Below are 15,583 nucleotides of genomic sequence, written 5' to 3' on the forward strand. Positions count from 1 at the left end.
CCGATGCGGGCGCGCATCGGCGGGCGCCACCGGAACGGTCAGAACTGCCAGAGCCCCTGCACGCGCCAGCCGGTGTCGCGGCTCGCGCCGGTCTCGCCATGCGCCAGATGCACGGAGAGCGACAGTCGCGGGCGCGGCGTCACGGTCAGCCCGAGATCGGCCAGCACGCCGGTGCCCGCGCCGGAGGCGGCACGGGTGACGAAACTGTCCGTCCCGGCCAGGCTGACCTGGCGGGACACGGCCGCTGCGCCGCCGACATGCTGGAGCGCGGCCATGCCTTGCAGGCTCCAGCCCGAGCCCAGGGCGTATTGCGTGTCGGAGTTCCAGTGCAGGCCGGCCATCCCGAAGGAGCGCGCATCGTGCGCGCCGCTGCCGCTCAGCGCGGTGGCCTCATCGCCGTGCTCGGTGAACCCGCTGGTCCGGGTGACGAAATGTCCCACCTGAAGGAAGGGCTCGATCTGGCCGAAGGGGAGGCGGCCCGGCAGACCCACTTCGAGGAAACCTTCGGCGTGACGAGCGCGCTCGTCGGCGCTCAGCGATGCGCGATGGTTGCCGATGGCGACGTCCCGCCCCGTGTGGATGCGGGATTGCGCATACGACAGCGCGCCGCGCAGGCTGAAGACGCGCCAGCGGGTGGCGCCGTACAGCGAGAACAGGGCGGACCGGACCTCCACGCGTCCCTGATCCACGGCGGTCAGCGTCTGGTGAGAGGCGCCGGCCGCCACGCCGAGTTGGGCGTCACGGCCGCGCAGCAGGTCGATGCCGGCCAGCCCGCCCTGCACGTCGCCGCGAGTCGAGGTCACCTGCGCGGCGGCCAACGTGCTGCGCTGCTGGAACACGGTGGCCCAGAGGCCGCTGCCCTCGTCGAAGTTGCCGCGCGGCGTCAGCGCCTCGCGCAGGTGCCGCCCCAATGCCATGCGCTGCTGCGCCGCGCCGAGCGATGCGGCAGCGAGCGTGCTCGCCTGGGTGCTGCCGGCCAGCGCCTCCAGGGAAGGCGCGACCTCGTCGCGCGGCAGCCTCACGATGAGGTCTGCCGCCGGCGCCTTGTCCTCGTGGGGCGTCAGTGCATCCGCCACCTGCTGTTGATTCGGAGTCTGGGCCAGATCCCCGACCGCGGTCTGGTTGCGTTTCATCGTCACGATGACGTCCTGCGAGCCGTACTCGAGCGTCGGCGTCAGGAAGGCCAGGTTGGTGTCCACGGCGGCGAAGCGCCCCTCCACCTGCCCCGCGCGCAACAGGTCGATGCGCGTTTCGGGCGCCCAGTCGCCCTGCGCCGCATCGACATGGAGCAGCGCGCCTTGCACGCCCAGCCTGCCGCCGACGACGAGCGCCGGCTGGCGGCTGGCGGCGTTCACGGCGGCGACGACGCGGGCGCCCGGATCCAGCTGGAGGTTGCCCTGGATGCGCAGCGCCGCGCTGGCCGACTTCAGCTGCAAGGTCGCCTCCTGGGACAGATGGGCGCTGCCATCGATCGTGCCGTTGCCTTGCAAGCGGGCGCCGGCGGCGATGGCCACGTCGCCGTGCAGCAGCGCACTGCCGTCTCCCGCGGCACCGACGATCAGGCCGCCGGTGCGGACGCTGAGCAGGCCCACGCTCTGCGACCCTTCCAGCGTCAGATCGCCGGGGCCGGATTTCACGAGCTGGCCGCGACCGCTCAGGCGGTTGTCCAGCAGGCTGTCGCGGGGGACGTCGAGTTCGAGCACGGCGTTGTTGACGATCGCGCCGGTGCCGAGCCGGTCCATGTCGGCGCGGAGCGTGCCGGCTTCGATGCGCAGCGGCCCGCTGCCCGTGTTGGCGCCGCTCAGCGTCAGGGCGCCGTCGCCCTGCTTGATGACGGTGCCGCTGCCGGACAGGTCGTTGAGCAGTTCGCCATCGACGGTCTGGTTCACCACCAGGGTGGCGTCGTTGCGGATCGCGCCACTGCCGAAGCTGTCGCTGCGACCCGCCAGGACGCCGCCGCTGATCGTCGTGCCGCCGCTGTAGTTGCTGGCGCCCGTCAGCGTCTGCGTGCCCGCCCCGGTCTTCACCAGCGCGCCGCTGCCCGTGAGCGTCCCTGCGAAAGCGTGATCGCCGGCAAGGTCCAGCGTCAGCGCCTGAGAACCCAGCTGGACGGCGCTCGAGGACACCGCGCCGTCGAGGCCGCCAAGCCGCTGCGGGCGACCCGCGGCGGCGAGGTCCAGGCTCGTGCCCGCGCCGTCGAACGCGATCACGCTGCCGAGGGGCAGGCTGCCGCCCGCCAGCGCCAAGGTTCCGGTGACCAGGCGTGTCCCGCCGGCATAGGTGTTGTCCTGGCTGGACAGGGTGATCGTCCCTGCGTCGCCGGCGTCGATGGCGACGCCACCGGCGCCGCCGATCGGGACCGACAGGTCCCGTGCCGCGCCGGTCGCGCCGCCCGGCGCGGCGAGCATCAGCTCGTGATCTGCCAGGATGGAGATCCCCAGCAGTCGGCTGTTCAGGTAGAGGCCATCGTGGTTCGCGCCCGCGGACAGGCCATACCGTGTCGCCGTGGTGGCCACGCGCTGACCGCCTTGAACGATCTCGCCCTCGGTGCTGTCCCCGACGGCCTGGCCGTCGCCTCCCGCCAGACGGAGTCCGGCGGCATCGCCGAGCACCTGTCCGCCGGGCGCGGTGCGCGCCAGCAGTTGCGCGATGCCATCGTCGCGCTCCAGCAGCGATCCCATGGAGGCCGCAGCTTTCGCGCCGTGCAGATCCATGTCGATCTGGATCGTGCCGGTGCCCGACAGGTCCAGCGTCCGGTTGAGCTGCATCGGCCGCAGCGTCGAGGCGTCGTCCGCGACGACCGGGGTGAATCGGATCGAGCCGTCGTTCAACAGGAGTCCGCCGATCGAGCCGGTGTCGGCGTCGGCGATGAGCCGGCTGCCGGTACTCAGTCGCAGGGTCGCCGCGGAGAGCGACTCGCTTCCCGGCCCTGACAGGGCCAGGCTGGCGTTGGACAGGGTCAGGTTGCCGGTGAAGGCGAGGGCGGTCGATGGCGGGGCGCTCATCGTCAGCAGGCGTTGCGTGTCGCCGAGGTCCACGGCCACGAGGCCGTCGCCACCGATGTGGCGCAATGGCGTGTCGGCGGACAGGCCCAGGGCGATCTGGCCGGGGCCGCTGACGGTGACGGCGCCCGGACCCAGGTGCTGCTGGTCGCTGACGACGACGCGGCCGTCGAGGACGGACAGGTCGCCGGTGTTGCCCAGCGCCTGACGCAGCGTCAGTTGGCCGGCGCCTGTCTTCTCGACGCGGCCCGAACCGCTGACGGTGTTGTGCAGCTCCGCATCGCTCGCCTGGCTGAAGCGGAGCAGGCCGTTGTCGACGATGTCGCCACTGCCGAAGCTGTCGGCCGAGCCGACCAGCGTGCCCGCCGCGATCGTGGTGCCGCCGGCATAGGTGTTGGCGCTGCCGAGCGTCAGTGTTCCCGCCCCTTGCTTGGTGACGGTCCCGGCACCGGAGATGGCATTGGACAAGGTGGCGTCGGTGGCCTGGTCCAGGATCAGCGCCGCATCGTTGCGGATCTGGCCGGTGCCGAAGCTCGCGGCCGATCCCACCAGCGTGCCGGCGGCCACTGTCGTGCCGCCAGCGTAGCTGTTCGTGCCGCCCATCGTGAGCGCTCCGGCACCGCGCTTGGTGAAGGCGCCCTGGCCGGCAACGGCGTTCGCCAACGTGGCATCCGTGGCCTGGTCCACGATCAGCGTGGCGTCGTTGCGGATGGCGCCGGTGCCGAAACTCGCGCTCGACCCGATGAGCGTGCCGGCGGCGACGGTGGTGCCGCCGGCGTAGGTGTTGGCGCGGGTCAGCGAGAGCGAGCCGGTCCCTTGTTTGGTGACACTGCCGGTGCCGTCGATGAGCTGGGCCATAGCGGCATCCACCGCCTGGTCGACGATCAGCGTCGCGTTGTCGTGGATGGGGCCGCTGCCGAAACTCGCGGCGGATCCTTTCAATGCCCCTTCGTTGATCGTCGTGCCGCCGGCGTAGGTGTTGGCGCCCTCCAGCGTCAGCGTGCCGCTGCCCCGCTTGGTGACCGTGCCGCTGCCGGAGACGGGGCTGGACAACGCGGCATCGGTGGCCTGGTCCAGGATCAGTGCCGCGTCATTGCGGATGGCGCCGACCCCGAAGCTGCCGGCCGAACCGATCAACGTGCCGGCGCTGATCGTCGTGCCGCCGCCATACGTGTTGGCGCCGCTCATCGTGAGCGAGCCGCCGCCTTGCTTGGCGACGCTGCCGCTGCCCGCGATGGCGTTGGCCATCGTGCCGTCGGACGTCTGGTTCAGGACCAGCGAGGCGTTGTCGACGATGGCGCCGGCGCCGAAGCTGGTGGACGAACCCACCACGGTGCCGGTGCTGATGGTCGTGCCGCCGGCGTAGGTGTTGACGGCGCTCAACGTCAGGGTGCCCGCGCCTTGCTTGGTCAGCGAGCCGGTCCCGGAAACGGTGTTGCCCAGCGTGCCGTTGGCGGCCTGGTTCAGGACCAGCGCGGCGTTGTCGACGATCGCGCCCGAGCCGAAGCTGTTCGCCGAGCCCACGAGCGTGCCTGCGCTGATCGTCGTGCCTCCTGCATGGGTGTTGGTGCCGCTGAGGGTCAGGGTGCCCTCGCCCTGCTTGGTCAGCGAGCCGCTGCCCGAGATGGTGTTGCTGAGCGTGCCGGCGACCGCCTGGTCCAGTACCAGCGTGGCGTTGTCGACGATGGCGCCGGTACCGAAACTGGCGGACGAACCGGACAGCGTGCCGGCGCTGATCGTCGTTCCGCCCGTGTAGGAACTGGTGCCCGCCAACGTCAGCGATCCGCTGCCCTGTTTCGTCAACCTGCCGTTGCCGGAGATCGCGCCGCCGAACGTCTGGTTCGATGCATCGCCGACCACGAGCGCCGCCGATCCGGTCCGGATCGCGGTGCCCTCGACGCCGCTGAGCGCGGCGATCGTGGTGGTGTGCGTGGCGGTCGACAAGTTGAGCGTGCTGCCCGCATTGGTCAGTTGGAGCGCTCCGGCCGTCAGGGTGCCGCTGGCGCCGACCGCCAGCGTGCCTCCGACGACCTGCACGCTGCCGCTGAGCTGCGCGTTGCCGTTGAGCGTGAGCGTCCGGGTGCCCTCCTTGATGAGGGAGCCGGAGCCCGTGATCGCCTGGCTCAGCGTGCCGTCAGCGGCAGGGTTGAGGCGCAGGGTGCCGTCGTCCCGGATCGCGCCCGTGCCCAGCGAGCCCAGCTGCGCCTGGACTTCACCCGTCTGGATATTGAGGCCGCCGCTGAACGTGTTGGCACCCGACAGGATGAGCGTTCCGGCGCCGGCTTTCTTCAGGCCGCCGGTGCCGGTGATCGCGCCGCCGTAGCTGAGTGGTTGCACGGACGTGTCGATGGTGGCGGAACCGTCCAGCAACAGCCAGTTGCCCATCGCGGCAACGGCGTCATCTGCCCTCAGCGTCGCTGATGCGCCGCTGCCGACCCAAAGGGCGCCGCTGATCGTCGAGCCGCTCTTCATCGCCAGCGTGTTGACACCGCCTGTCCAATGAATGGCAGCGCCGGCTTCGCCAGACTCCGCAGTCCCGGCAAACGCCGGTTCGCTACCGATCTGGTGGCCGCCCGCGCCAGCACCGCCGCCGGCGATCACGCCCGCATTGACGATGGTGATGTTGGCGCCTTCGATGCCGTGGCCGCCACCGCCGCCGCCACCTCTTGCACCTGAGTACGCCGAGGTCCCGTCGCCGCCGCTGCCGCCCCGGATCGCGCCGTTGTTTGTCAGGGTGCCGCCGGCCGCCATGGTGATGCCGTTGCCGCCGCCGCCGCCGCCGCCAGCGATATAAGCTATGCCACTGGTCTCGCCGCTATCGCCGCCGTTCCCGCCGATCAGACTGAAGCCTGCATTCAATGTGACGGAGGAAGAGCCAGTCACGAAGACGGCGGCGCCGCCCCCGCCTCCGGCTTTGCCCGCCTGCGGATTCTGATACGCGCCGCCTCCGCCATTTCCCCCACTGATGTTGCGGGTCAGCGTGGTGTTGGCGCCGATGGTCTGCCCCACACCGCCGCCGGATCCGCCGGGACCGGCACTCGAGGATGGACCGTCGCCGCCCCTGCCTGCATTGCTGGCGTTTCTCGGGCCGTCGATCGCCGAAGAGCCGCTTTGCCCTCCGCCAGTTCCGCCGTCAGCGCCATAGTAGGGCGACACGCGGCCCTTGCCGCCGGTGCCTGGCTTGACCCCATTGGTGGCCGACGCCAACGCCGATGTCGGCGCCACGCAGGCCAGGGACACGCCCAGCAAGCTCACCGCCATCGCGATCTGTCGGGTATGGAATTGACGGGAGGCGCTCCAACGGCGGGAAAGAAAACCGGACATCTCAGACTCCTTGAAAACGACGGCTCGCATCGTCGAATCAGGAGATCCGCGAGTGAACTGCCGAAGGGAGTCAAAGACCGATCAAAACTGGTCAATGCTTGTTGATTGATCCCTGCGATCAGGGTCTTGAGGGGGAACTCGCGTGGGATCGGGGCCTGGCAAGACCTGACCCGCATGAGCGGATCCCCAGTCAGAAACAACAAGGGCTCCTGCGCCAATCGCAGGAGCCCTTCGAGGGCCGGCAGAACCGGCCCGCTCGATGCATCACGCCGGACGGCGCGATGCGCGTGAGCCGTGGATCACTTCAGGCCGGCGCCGATCGCCTTGGACAGCGAGGCGGTCGGATCGTCGCCCGAGAACTCCCAGAAGAACGCGCCGCCGAAGCCCTTGGACTTCACGTAGGCCATCTTCACGGCGATCGTGGCCGGCGTGTCGAAGCTCCAGAAGGTCGAACCGTTGTAGATCCACTGCGCCTTGCTGACGTCGTCGGTCCGGCTGGTGTAACCCTGCAGATTCTTCAGGACCTTGTAGTCCTCGTTGCCCGCCTCGTAGGTGCCCGGAGCCGGCGTTCCGCTCTGGAACAGGCCGTTGTTGGCGTTGGGGACGTTGGTCCAGCCGCGGCCGTAGAAGCCGATGCCGACGTTCAGCTTCGAGGCCGGGACACCCTTGTCCAGGAAGGCCTGCATCGCGTCGTTGGTGTTGTACTTCTTCACGTCACCCGTGGACGGGTCGTTCGCCGGCGCGTACAGCGGCGAGTGGAACCCGGTGATCGTGTCCCAACCGCCGTGGAAGTCGTACGTCATCACGTTGATGAAGTTCAGGTACGGATGGACCTGGTCCGGGTCATAGGCCCGCACCTTGTCCACGCCCGCGCCCGACGCGATCGACAGCAGCAGGCCCGGACGCACCGCGTCGAGCTGCTTGCGGAACTCGGCCAGCAGGCCGGTGAAGTTCGCGCGGTCCTCGGCCGTGCCGCAGGCCAGGCCGCAGGCGTTCGGGTACTCCCAGTCGAGGTCGATGCCGTCGAACACGCCCGCCGCCGCGCCCGTGCCGCCCGCGCCGTCCGTCACCGGCACGTTGCCCTTGATGTAGGCGTCCACGCAGCTCTTGACGAAGTTGACGCGGTTCTCCGGACGCGCCGCGCTCGAGAAGCCGCGCGACCAGGTCCAGCCGCCCAGCGAGATCAGCACCTTGATCTTCGGGTACTTGGCCTTGAGCTTCTTGAGCTGGTTCCAGCTGCCGCGCAGCGGCTGGTCCCAGGTGTCGGCCACGCCGTCGACGCTGAGGTCGGCGCCGTAGGACTTGCCGTAGTCGGCGAAGGCGTCGCCGCCTTCACCGGTGGACTCGTTGCTCGGGATGATCTTGCCGACTTCGCAGACGTTGTTGCGGACGTTGCCGAACGCATAGTTGATGTGCGTCAGGTTGGCCGCCGAGCCGCTGGTGTCGATGTTCTTCACGTGGTAGTTGCGGCCGTAGATGCCCCACTGCGCGAAGTAGCCCAGCACGACCTTGTCGCCGGTGGACTGGGTGTCGGTCTTGACCGTGATCGGCGCCGACGGCTGCGAGGTGCCGGCCTGGTTGAAGGCCGAGACCGTGAACGTGTAGTTCGTGTTGGCCGTCAGGTTGGTGACGCTGGCGCTGGTGGCCGCGCCCTGCGCGACCTGCGTCGAGCCCTGGTTGACGCGGTACTGCACCGTGCAGTTCGGGCCGGCGGCGACGGCGTTCCAGGCCAGGTTGACGCTGGTGGCGCTCTTGGACGGCGACGTCAGGCCCGAGGGCGTGGACGGTGCGGCGGCGCAGGTGCCGTTGCTGGCGGTGCTGGTCAGCAGCGTGCTGCTCAGGCCGGAGACGTTGCCCGCCTTGTCCTTGGCGCGGACCTGGTAGCTGTACGAGGTGCCCGCGGACAGGCCGGAGTCCGTGTACGTGGTGGCGGTGGGCGAGGCGATCAGCGAGCCGCCGCGCAGCAGCTCGTAGTTGTTGACGCCGCTGCCGGCGTCGGTCGAGGCGCCCCAGCTCAGCGAGATGCTGCTGCTGGTGCTGCCGCTGGCGGTCAGGCCCGAGGGCACGGTGGGCGGCGTGGTGTCGGTGCCGCCGCCGGTGCAGGCGCCCAGCGACTTCCACACGTCCCACTGGCCGGAGTGGGTGGAGGGCGCTTCGTTCTGCGTCCACCACTTGGCCTGGTAGGCGATGTTGCCCTGCTTGGCGAAGCTGTTGGAGGTGCCGGTGTAGGTCGCGGCGGCGCTCCACTCGGGCACGTTGGTGCAGTCGTAGGCGTGCGCGGTGCCGGCGGCCATCGCTGCTGCCAGGGCGATTCCGCCGAGGCGGACCATCTGTCTCTTCATGTCGAACTCCTGTGGGTCAAAGGGTGGTGGTGGGGAGGTTCTTGGAGGCCGCGCGCATCAGCGCGCCGCCGAGGTCCTGGCCGCTGGGGCAGCAGCGGCGGGTACGGCGCCGCGGCGCGCTTCCTGCGCCAGCGCGTAGCTGCGGCCGTTCACCGTGACGGTCCAGTTGCTGGGCATCGTCGACGGCAGGAAGTAGTTGATCGTCAGCGTCACGCTGGCGCCGGGGGCCAGGCTTTGCCACGAGGGCAGCTTGAAGCTGGCGCGGTGGAAGTCGTTCTTCAGCCCGCCGACGTTGTTGCCCGCGGGGTTGGAACCGTTGCTGATCACCGTCAGCCCGAAGCCGCTCTGGTCCGTCACCGTCGAGGGGATCGCGGTGGGGACGTCGAACTGGAACTCCGTGCCGCCGGGCAGCGTCGTCGTGCTGTTGTTGGTCAGCGTGAGCTTGGGCGTGATCGGGTAGTTGCTGTCGCCGAGCGCGAAGCCGCCGAGCGCGTAGCCGATGTCCAGCGTCTCCGCCGGCAGCGCCGCCGAGGTGAGGCGGTTGCCGTAGGCGGGCGCCGTCTTCAGCTTGTTGTAGAGCGTGGTCGTCAGCGTGTTGCCGATGAAGTACTCGTTGCGGGCCGTGTCGAAGGCGTAGTCGCCGGCGAACTCCCAGAACATCACGCCGCCGATGCCGCGATCGGCCACGTACTGCGCCTTCACGCCCAGCGACTGGTCGTCCTCGGTGCTGATGAAGACCTTCTTCTGCGCGTTCCACAGCCACGGCGAGACCAGCGTCGCGTCGTAGTTGCGCACGTAGGTGCCGGTCAGTTGATCAGCCGGGTTGGTCGCCGGATTCAGGCCGTAGGCGGCGAGGTAGCTGCCCGCGCGGCCCGAGGCCAGGTTCATCGCATGCCACATCGGGTTGGAGCCCGCGGGGACCTCCTTGCTCGAGACGTCGAGGTCGTGCCAGAGGTTGTCGATGCCGACCGCGCCGTTGCCGCACTTCTGCACGGTGCCGCCGCCGGTGCCGGCCGGGCACTTGCTCTGGTCGGGCAGTGCCGCCTGGCCCCACAGGCCGTTGGTGCCGCCCGTCACGCCCTGCCAGCCGCGGGTGTAGTACGGCACGCCGATGTTGATGCGGCCCGCCGGCATCGCGCCGCGGAAGTAGTGGTAGGCCCAGTCGGTGTTGAGGTAGCCGATGCGCGCGTACTGCGTCGCGCTGTAGTAGCTCCATGCGGTGAGCTCGGCGTCCTTGCCGTCGTCGTACAGCGCCGCGTTCGGGCCGACGAACTGGTTCCACGCCCCGTGCAGGTCGTAGCTCATGATGTTCACGTAGTCCAGGTACTGGGTGACCTGGAAGGCTTCCATCCCGCGCAGCAGATAGGCGGAGGAGGGCGCCGCGATCGTGAGCATGTAATGGCGGGCGTCGGCCTGGCTGGCCGTGTCCAGCTTGGCGCGCAGGGTGCGCATCAGCACGACGTAGTTCTTCATCAGCGCGCCGCGTCGCGCGTTGCTGATGGCGAAGTCCACCGGGTTGCCGGCGTTGTTCATGCTGGTCGGGTACTCGTAGTCGATGTCGACGCCGTCGAACCCGTACTGCCGCAGGAAGGCCACCGCCGAGTCCGCGAACGCGTTGATGCCGGCCGTGTTGGTCGAGCCGTCCGCGTTCGTCGTCATCGTGTAGAAGCCGCCCGTCTCGGCCCAGCCGCCGACCGAGATCAGCGTCTTGACGTTGGGGTACTGCTTCTTGAACTTGTTGAGCAGGTTGAAGTGGCCCTTGTACGCATAGGCCGGGTCCATCTCCGCGCCCGCGATGCCGGGCCAGGTGAGGCCGGTGGCGGGGTTGGCCGCGTCGGCGGTGTTGCCGACGGAGAGCTTGTTGGCCGCGTCCACATGCGCGAACGCGTAGTTGATGTGCGTGACCTGACCCCACGGGATCTGGTGCGCGAGGAACGCGGGCTGGCCGGTCTTGCCGGTGCGCCAGCTGGTGAAGTAGCCGATGATGCGGCGCGGCTTGTCGGCGCCCATCTTTTCTCGGCCCTGGTCGTCGTAGACCTTGCAGTAGGCGGGCGCGGTGCCGGCGGTGGTCGTCAGGCCTTCGGGCCGGCAGCGCTCGTCGCCGGTGACCTGGCCCCGCACGGTGATGCGCAACGCGGCGGTGTCGGTCGTCGCGCCCTTGTCGTCGGTGGCGCGGGCGGTGATGTCGGCGACGCCGGCGCGCGCGGTCCAGCTCACGCTGAACGGCGCGGTGGTGTCCTCGGCGACCAGCGCGCCGTTGACGTAGAAGCCGACCTTGGCGACGGTGCCGTCGCTGTCCGCGGCGGTCGCGGCCAGCGTCACCGTGTCGCCCGCCGTGGGCGAGGTGCCCGCGGTCGGCGAACTCAGCGCCACCGTCGGCGGCTTGTTGGTGCCGCCTCCGCCGCCTCCGCCGCCGCCGTCACAGGCGCCCAGCACCTTCCACACGTCCCACTGCCCGGCGTTCGTCGCCGGCGGGTTGTTCTGCGTCCACCACTTCGCCTGGTAGGCCGTGTTGGTCTGCTTGACGATCGCGTTGCCGCTGTACGCGGTGGCGGCGTTCCAGTCGGCGACGCCGGTGCAGTCGTAGGCCATCGCCGAGCTGCCGGCGAAGGCCAGCACCATCGGCATCAGCCACGGCAGCATCGGGTGGGGTCGGGCGCAGGGACGTTGTCTCATCGGGGGGCTCCTGACGTGGGGTCGGTGTTGTCGTTGTCTTCGGAAACTTCGGGATGAGCGCCGCCGCGCCGGGCGACTGCGGACGCAGTGCGGCGGGAACGCTCAAGGCTCGGGAAGAAAAAGCGCCGGTCGGTTCAACCGGCGAAGGCGGCAGCCGCTCGGGCACGGCCGCCGGAGACCCGGGTCATGCCGGCCACTCGGGGGCGGCCGGGCGGATCAGCGGCGTCGCGGCCGGGACGAATCCGGCGGCGGCACGGTCGGCGGTACGGAGAAAGGCGCGTGCGGACATGGCAGTCACTCCTTGCTGATCGACGTGCGGTCCGCGGGCTGATGCCGGGACGGACCGCGTGCGGTTTGCAACCGCGGCGTCTAAGAGACCAATACCGCTGCTGATCTCATAGTGGTATGCAATGTAGATACCACTGGCGACCGCATCATTCAGGTTAACCCTTGGGGGCGGGGTAACGTGTCGTAATGATGTCGTCAACGACGTGTATGGACGTCAATTGATGCAAATGGAAGGGAAAACCGGTACGACCGGTGAGCGGCTGCGTAAAAACCAGTGTGGGACCAATTCTTGCCTTGCGCGGTCTCCCGACCGGGCGTCAGGGGTGCGCGGGGCGTGGGATCAACGCTCGACGCGTGACCACTGCCCGTCGCGCAGCAGCTCGTGCGGCAGGAAGCGGGCCTTGTAGGCCATCTTGTCGCTCTGCGCGATCCAGTAGCCGAGGTAGAGATGCGGCAGGCTCAGGTCGCGGGTCTGGCGCAGCTGCCACAGCACGTTGTAGGTGCCGTAGCTGACGTTGGCCTCGGGCTCGTAGAAGGTGTAGACCGCCGACAGCCCGTCGCCCAGGATGTCGAGGATCGAGACCATCTTCAGCGCGCCGTCGGGCTCGCGGAACTCCACCAGCCGCGAGTTCACCCGGCTCTGCAGCAGGAACTGGGTGTACTGGTCGACGCTGTCGTGGTCCATGCCGCCGCCGCTGTGGCGGCCGGCCTGGTAGCGCAGGTAGAGCTGGTAGTGCTCGTCGCTGTAGCCCAGCCGCATGACGCGCGCCTGCAGCGCCTGATGCTGCGTCCAGGCGCGGCGCTGGCTGCGGTTGGGATGGAAGTCCGCCACCGGGATGCGCATCGGCACGCAGGCCTTGCAGCCGTCGCAGTAGGGACGGTACGTGAACATGCCGCTGCGCCGGAAGCCGGCGGCGACCAGGCTCGAATACGCGTCGGCGTGGATCAGATGGCTGGGCGTGGCGACCTGCGAGCGCGCCTGGCGGTCGCTCAGGTAGCTGCAGGGGTAGGGCGCAGTCGCATAGAACTGCAGCTCGGCCAGCGGGAGTTCCTTGGGGTGCGTCACGGGCTCTGGGGGCTCAGGGGCTCAGGGCGGGTCGTTCGGGGAGTCGCTCTCGGCGTCGGTCAGGCCCAGGTGGGCCCACAGCCGCGGATGATAGGACCAATCCCCGGGCGGGGGCAGGCCGGTGTGCGCCGCAAGATGCGCCTCGAACGCCTCGCGGGCGACCGGCGCCGCGCCCAGCGAGGCCAGGTGCGCGGTCTGCTGCTGGCAGTCGATCCAGGGGATGCCGAACTCCCGGCACAGGCAGATCAACGCGGCCAGGGCGATCTTGGACGCGTCGGTCCTGCGCATGAACATCGACTCGCCGAAGAACATCCGGCCGAGGTTGACGCCGTACAGCCCGCCGGCGAGCTCGCCGTCCATCCAGGTCTCGACCGAGTGCACCGTGCCTTCGCGTGCGAGCCGCAGGTAGGCCTGCTGCATCTCCGGCACGATCCAGGTGCCGTCCTGGCCGTCCCGCGAGGTGCTGGCGCAGGCCTTGAGCACGGTCTCGGCGGCGTGGTCGACGCGGATCTCGCAGCCCGGCGTGCGGATGAACTTCGCCACCGTCTTGCGCAGCGAGCGCGACAGCTTGAAGTCCGCCGTCTGCAGCACCATGCGCGGGTCCGTCGTCCACCACAAGATCGGCTGACCTTCCCCATACCAGGGGAAGATCCCCCGGGCGTACGCCGCCCGAAGACGGGCCGGCCTCAGGTCGCCGCCGGCCGCGAGCAGCCCCGGAGCGTCGCTGCGCGGCCCCAGCGCGTGGCGGGTCGGCGGGAAGTCCAGAGAGTCATCGTCGAGCCAGGGGATCATCCGCTTCATGGTAGCGTGCCGCCTTCCTTCCACGCCCGCCGGCGACCCCCTCGTTCCCATGATCACCCTCTACGGCATCCCCAACTGCGACACCGTCAAGCGCGCCCGCGCCTGGCTCGACGGACAGGGCCTCGCGTACCAGTTCCACGACTACAAGAAGCAGGGCGTGCCCGCGGCGAAGTTGCCGCAGTGGATGAGTGAACTCGGCTGGGACAAGGTGCTGAACCGCGCCGGCACGACCTGGCGCAAGCTGGACGACGACGCCAAGGCCGGCGTGACCGACGCGGCCAGCGCCGCCGCCCTGATGGTCGAGCAGCCCAGCGTGATCAAGCGCCCCGTCGTCGAGTGGGACGACGGTCGCCTGAGCCTGGGTTTCTCGCCCGAGCTGTTCGCATCCCACGCGGCCCAGCGCTGACCGGAGGCCCGCCATGTTCACCGGCATCGTTCAAGGCATCGCGCAGGTCGCGGCCATCACCGACAAGGAAGGCCTGCGCAGCTTCACGCTGGCCTTCCCACAGGGCTTCTGCGAGGACCTGGAGATCGGCGCCTCCGTCGCCTGCGACGGCGTCTGCCTGACGGTCACCGCCCTGAAGGGGGACCACGAGGCGGACTTCGACGTGATGCTCCAGAGCCTGAACCTCACGGCGCTGGGGCAGCTCGGCGTCGGCGGCCGGCTCAACGTCGAGCGCGCCGCGAAGGAGGGCGCCGAGATCGGCGGCCATCCGCTGTCGGGTCATGTCGACTTCATGGCGCGGGTCGAATCGATCCGCCGCCCCGCCAACAACCACGTGATCCGCATCGCCGTCCCGGCGCCGTGGATGCGCTACATCTTCGCCAAGGGCTACATCGCCGTGAACGGCGCCAGCCTGACGGTGGCCGAGGCCGGCCGCCATGCCGACGGCTCGGGCTGGTTCGAGGTCTGGCTGATCCCCGAGACGCTGCGCATGACGACCTTCGCCGACAAGGGCGAGGGCGCGCCGCTGCACATCGAGATCGAGCGCCAGACGCAGGTGATGGTGGACACCGTCCGCGATGCCGTGGCCGAGAAGATCGGCGCGCTGATGCCGGCGCTGAAGCTGTTCGCGCAGGAACGGGGCCTGGACCTGGATCTCGGCGCGGACTGAGCCTTCGGGACCCGATCCGGGAAGCCGGATCCGCGAGGCTGGACGGGCCGGGAGGTCCGCGTCCGGCCCTCGGGGCATAGCCGATGACCCCGGATTTGCCATCCCTACAACACCAGATGACCTAAGTCATCGCGGCGCCGGGCGGTGCCCGCGCGCGGAGTCGCTTCCGGCACCCCGGAAGGCGCCCCGGAACGCGGCTCGCGACCGCGCGCCGCTCGCGCCACCCCGATGGCATCGGCCATCGCGCCGCTCCCCCGCAGCCCGCGCCGATCCTCGCGATCCGGGGGACGGGTGTTGCCGTTCGGCGTCCGTTAGCGCGAAATCGTGCGGCCTGTGGAACAGGCAGGGGGCCGACGCGCGTCGATGCGGGTTCCCCCGTCCCGGTTCCGGGGAATCCACCACGATGGGGGCCTCGCTTTTTCAAAAGTGGGGCCTAACAATCCGCGACATTCCTTTGAAATCGTTTGATTTCGGTACACAGGCAAGGGGAAAACGAATGATGGCCAGAGGCCTGATGGTCGCCGGACTGCTCGCCGCGTCGCTCGCGGCGGTCGCCCAGGTGCCCTACTTGTTCAGCTACAACCCGGGTCCGTCCCGCGGCACGAAATGGGTGGCCAAGGCCTCCGACGGCGACGCCGAAGGCGCGGCCTCGGTGGTCTCGTCGTCACCGCGCCCGGTGTGGGCGCGGGTCTGCTACACCATCGGCCCCTCGGACTCCACCGTGTCCGTCTACGCACAGACCCGCAACGAAGAGGCGCGTGCGTTCGAGATCGCCTGGGGCGGGTGCAGCGACGTGTTCGGCACCAGCATCTGGATCGGCAATCCGCACGGCCAGCCGGTCGGCGGGTATTACGGCGTCGCGCCGGCCACCCCCATCGACTGACCGTCGCAGCCGAGCTGCACTTGATTTCCCTGGCTCCGTCCGGTCGGGTCCGGCCGGAGCGCTTCCCTCGTCGCCCGCGTCCTTGT

At 69.6% G+C, this 15,583-nt stretch carries 8 protein-coding genes; 3 read left to right on the forward strand and 5 right to left on the reverse strand.

The window, feature by feature from the left end; all coding sequences use genetic code 11:
- Nucleotides 1-38: 38 nt before the first annotated feature.
- The 5 genes from ACQ86G_RS16290 to aat form a co-directional block, all read right to left on the reverse strand.
- On the reverse strand, nt 39-5,861 hold the full coding sequence (locus ACQ86G_RS16290; RefSeq protein ID WP_431256317.1) for an autotransporter-associated beta strand repeat-containing protein: 5,823 nt from the start codon (nt 5,859-5,861) through the stop codon (nt 39-41).
- A 764-nt stretch (nt 5,862-6,625) separates the two neighbouring features.
- Nucleotides 6,626-8,668, reverse strand: coding sequence for a glycosyl hydrolase family 18 protein (locus ACQ86G_RS16295; RefSeq protein ID WP_431256318.1), 2,043 nt, complete (start codon nt 8,666-8,668; stop codon nt 6,626-6,628).
- A gap of 57 nt (nt 8,669-8,725) precedes the next feature.
- Nucleotides 8,726-11,344: a chitinase C-terminal domain-containing protein gene (locus ACQ86G_RS16300; protein ID WP_431256319.1), complete on the reverse strand. Its 2,619-nt coding sequence runs from the start codon at nt 11,342-11,344 to the stop codon at nt 8,726-8,728.
- Between the two features lie 628 nt (nt 11,345-11,972).
- Nucleotides 11,973-12,698, reverse strand: coding sequence for an arginyltransferase (locus ACQ86G_RS16305; protein WP_431256320.1), 726 nt, complete (start codon nt 12,696-12,698; stop codon nt 11,973-11,975).
- Between the two features lie 21 nt (nt 12,699-12,719).
- The gene (gene aat, locus ACQ86G_RS16310; RefSeq protein WP_431261420.1) at nt 12,720-13,490 is read right to left on the reverse strand and encodes a leucyl/phenylalanyl-tRNA--protein transferase; all 771 of its coding nucleotides are present in this window, start codon (nt 13,488-13,490) and stop codon (nt 12,720-12,722) included.
- A 58-nt stretch (nt 13,491-13,548) separates the two neighbouring features.
- On the opposite strand from aat, the gene ACQ86G_RS16315 reads away from it, so the two are divergent.
- The 3 genes from ACQ86G_RS16315 (at nt 13,549) to ACQ86G_RS16325 (ending at nt 15,497) form a co-directional block, all read left to right on the forward strand.
- Nucleotides 13,549-13,905 carry an ArsC family reductase gene (locus tag ACQ86G_RS16315; protein ID WP_431256321.1) on the forward strand — a complete coding sequence of 119 codons (357 nt, stop codon included), beginning with the start codon at nt 13,549-13,551 and terminating at the stop codon, nt 13,903-13,905.
- A 13-nt stretch (nt 13,906-13,918) separates the two neighbouring features.
- Nucleotides 13,919-14,614, forward strand: coding sequence for a riboflavin synthase subunit alpha (locus tag ACQ86G_RS16320; protein ID WP_431256322.1), 696 nt, complete (start codon nt 13,919-13,921; stop codon nt 14,612-14,614).
- 496 nt (nt 14,615-15,110) lie between these two features.
- Nucleotides 15,111-15,497: a hypothetical protein gene (locus ACQ86G_RS16325; protein WP_431256323.1), complete on the forward strand. Its 387-nt coding sequence runs from the start codon at nt 15,111-15,113 to the stop codon at nt 15,495-15,497.
- The last annotated feature ends 86 nt before the right edge of the window (nt 15,498-15,583 follow it).

Origin of the sequence: Roseateles chitinivorans, assembly GCF_050632145.1 — a bacterium.
Lineage (GTDB): Bacteria > Pseudomonadota > Gammaproteobacteria > Burkholderiales > Burkholderiaceae_C > Roseateles > Roseateles chitinivorans_B.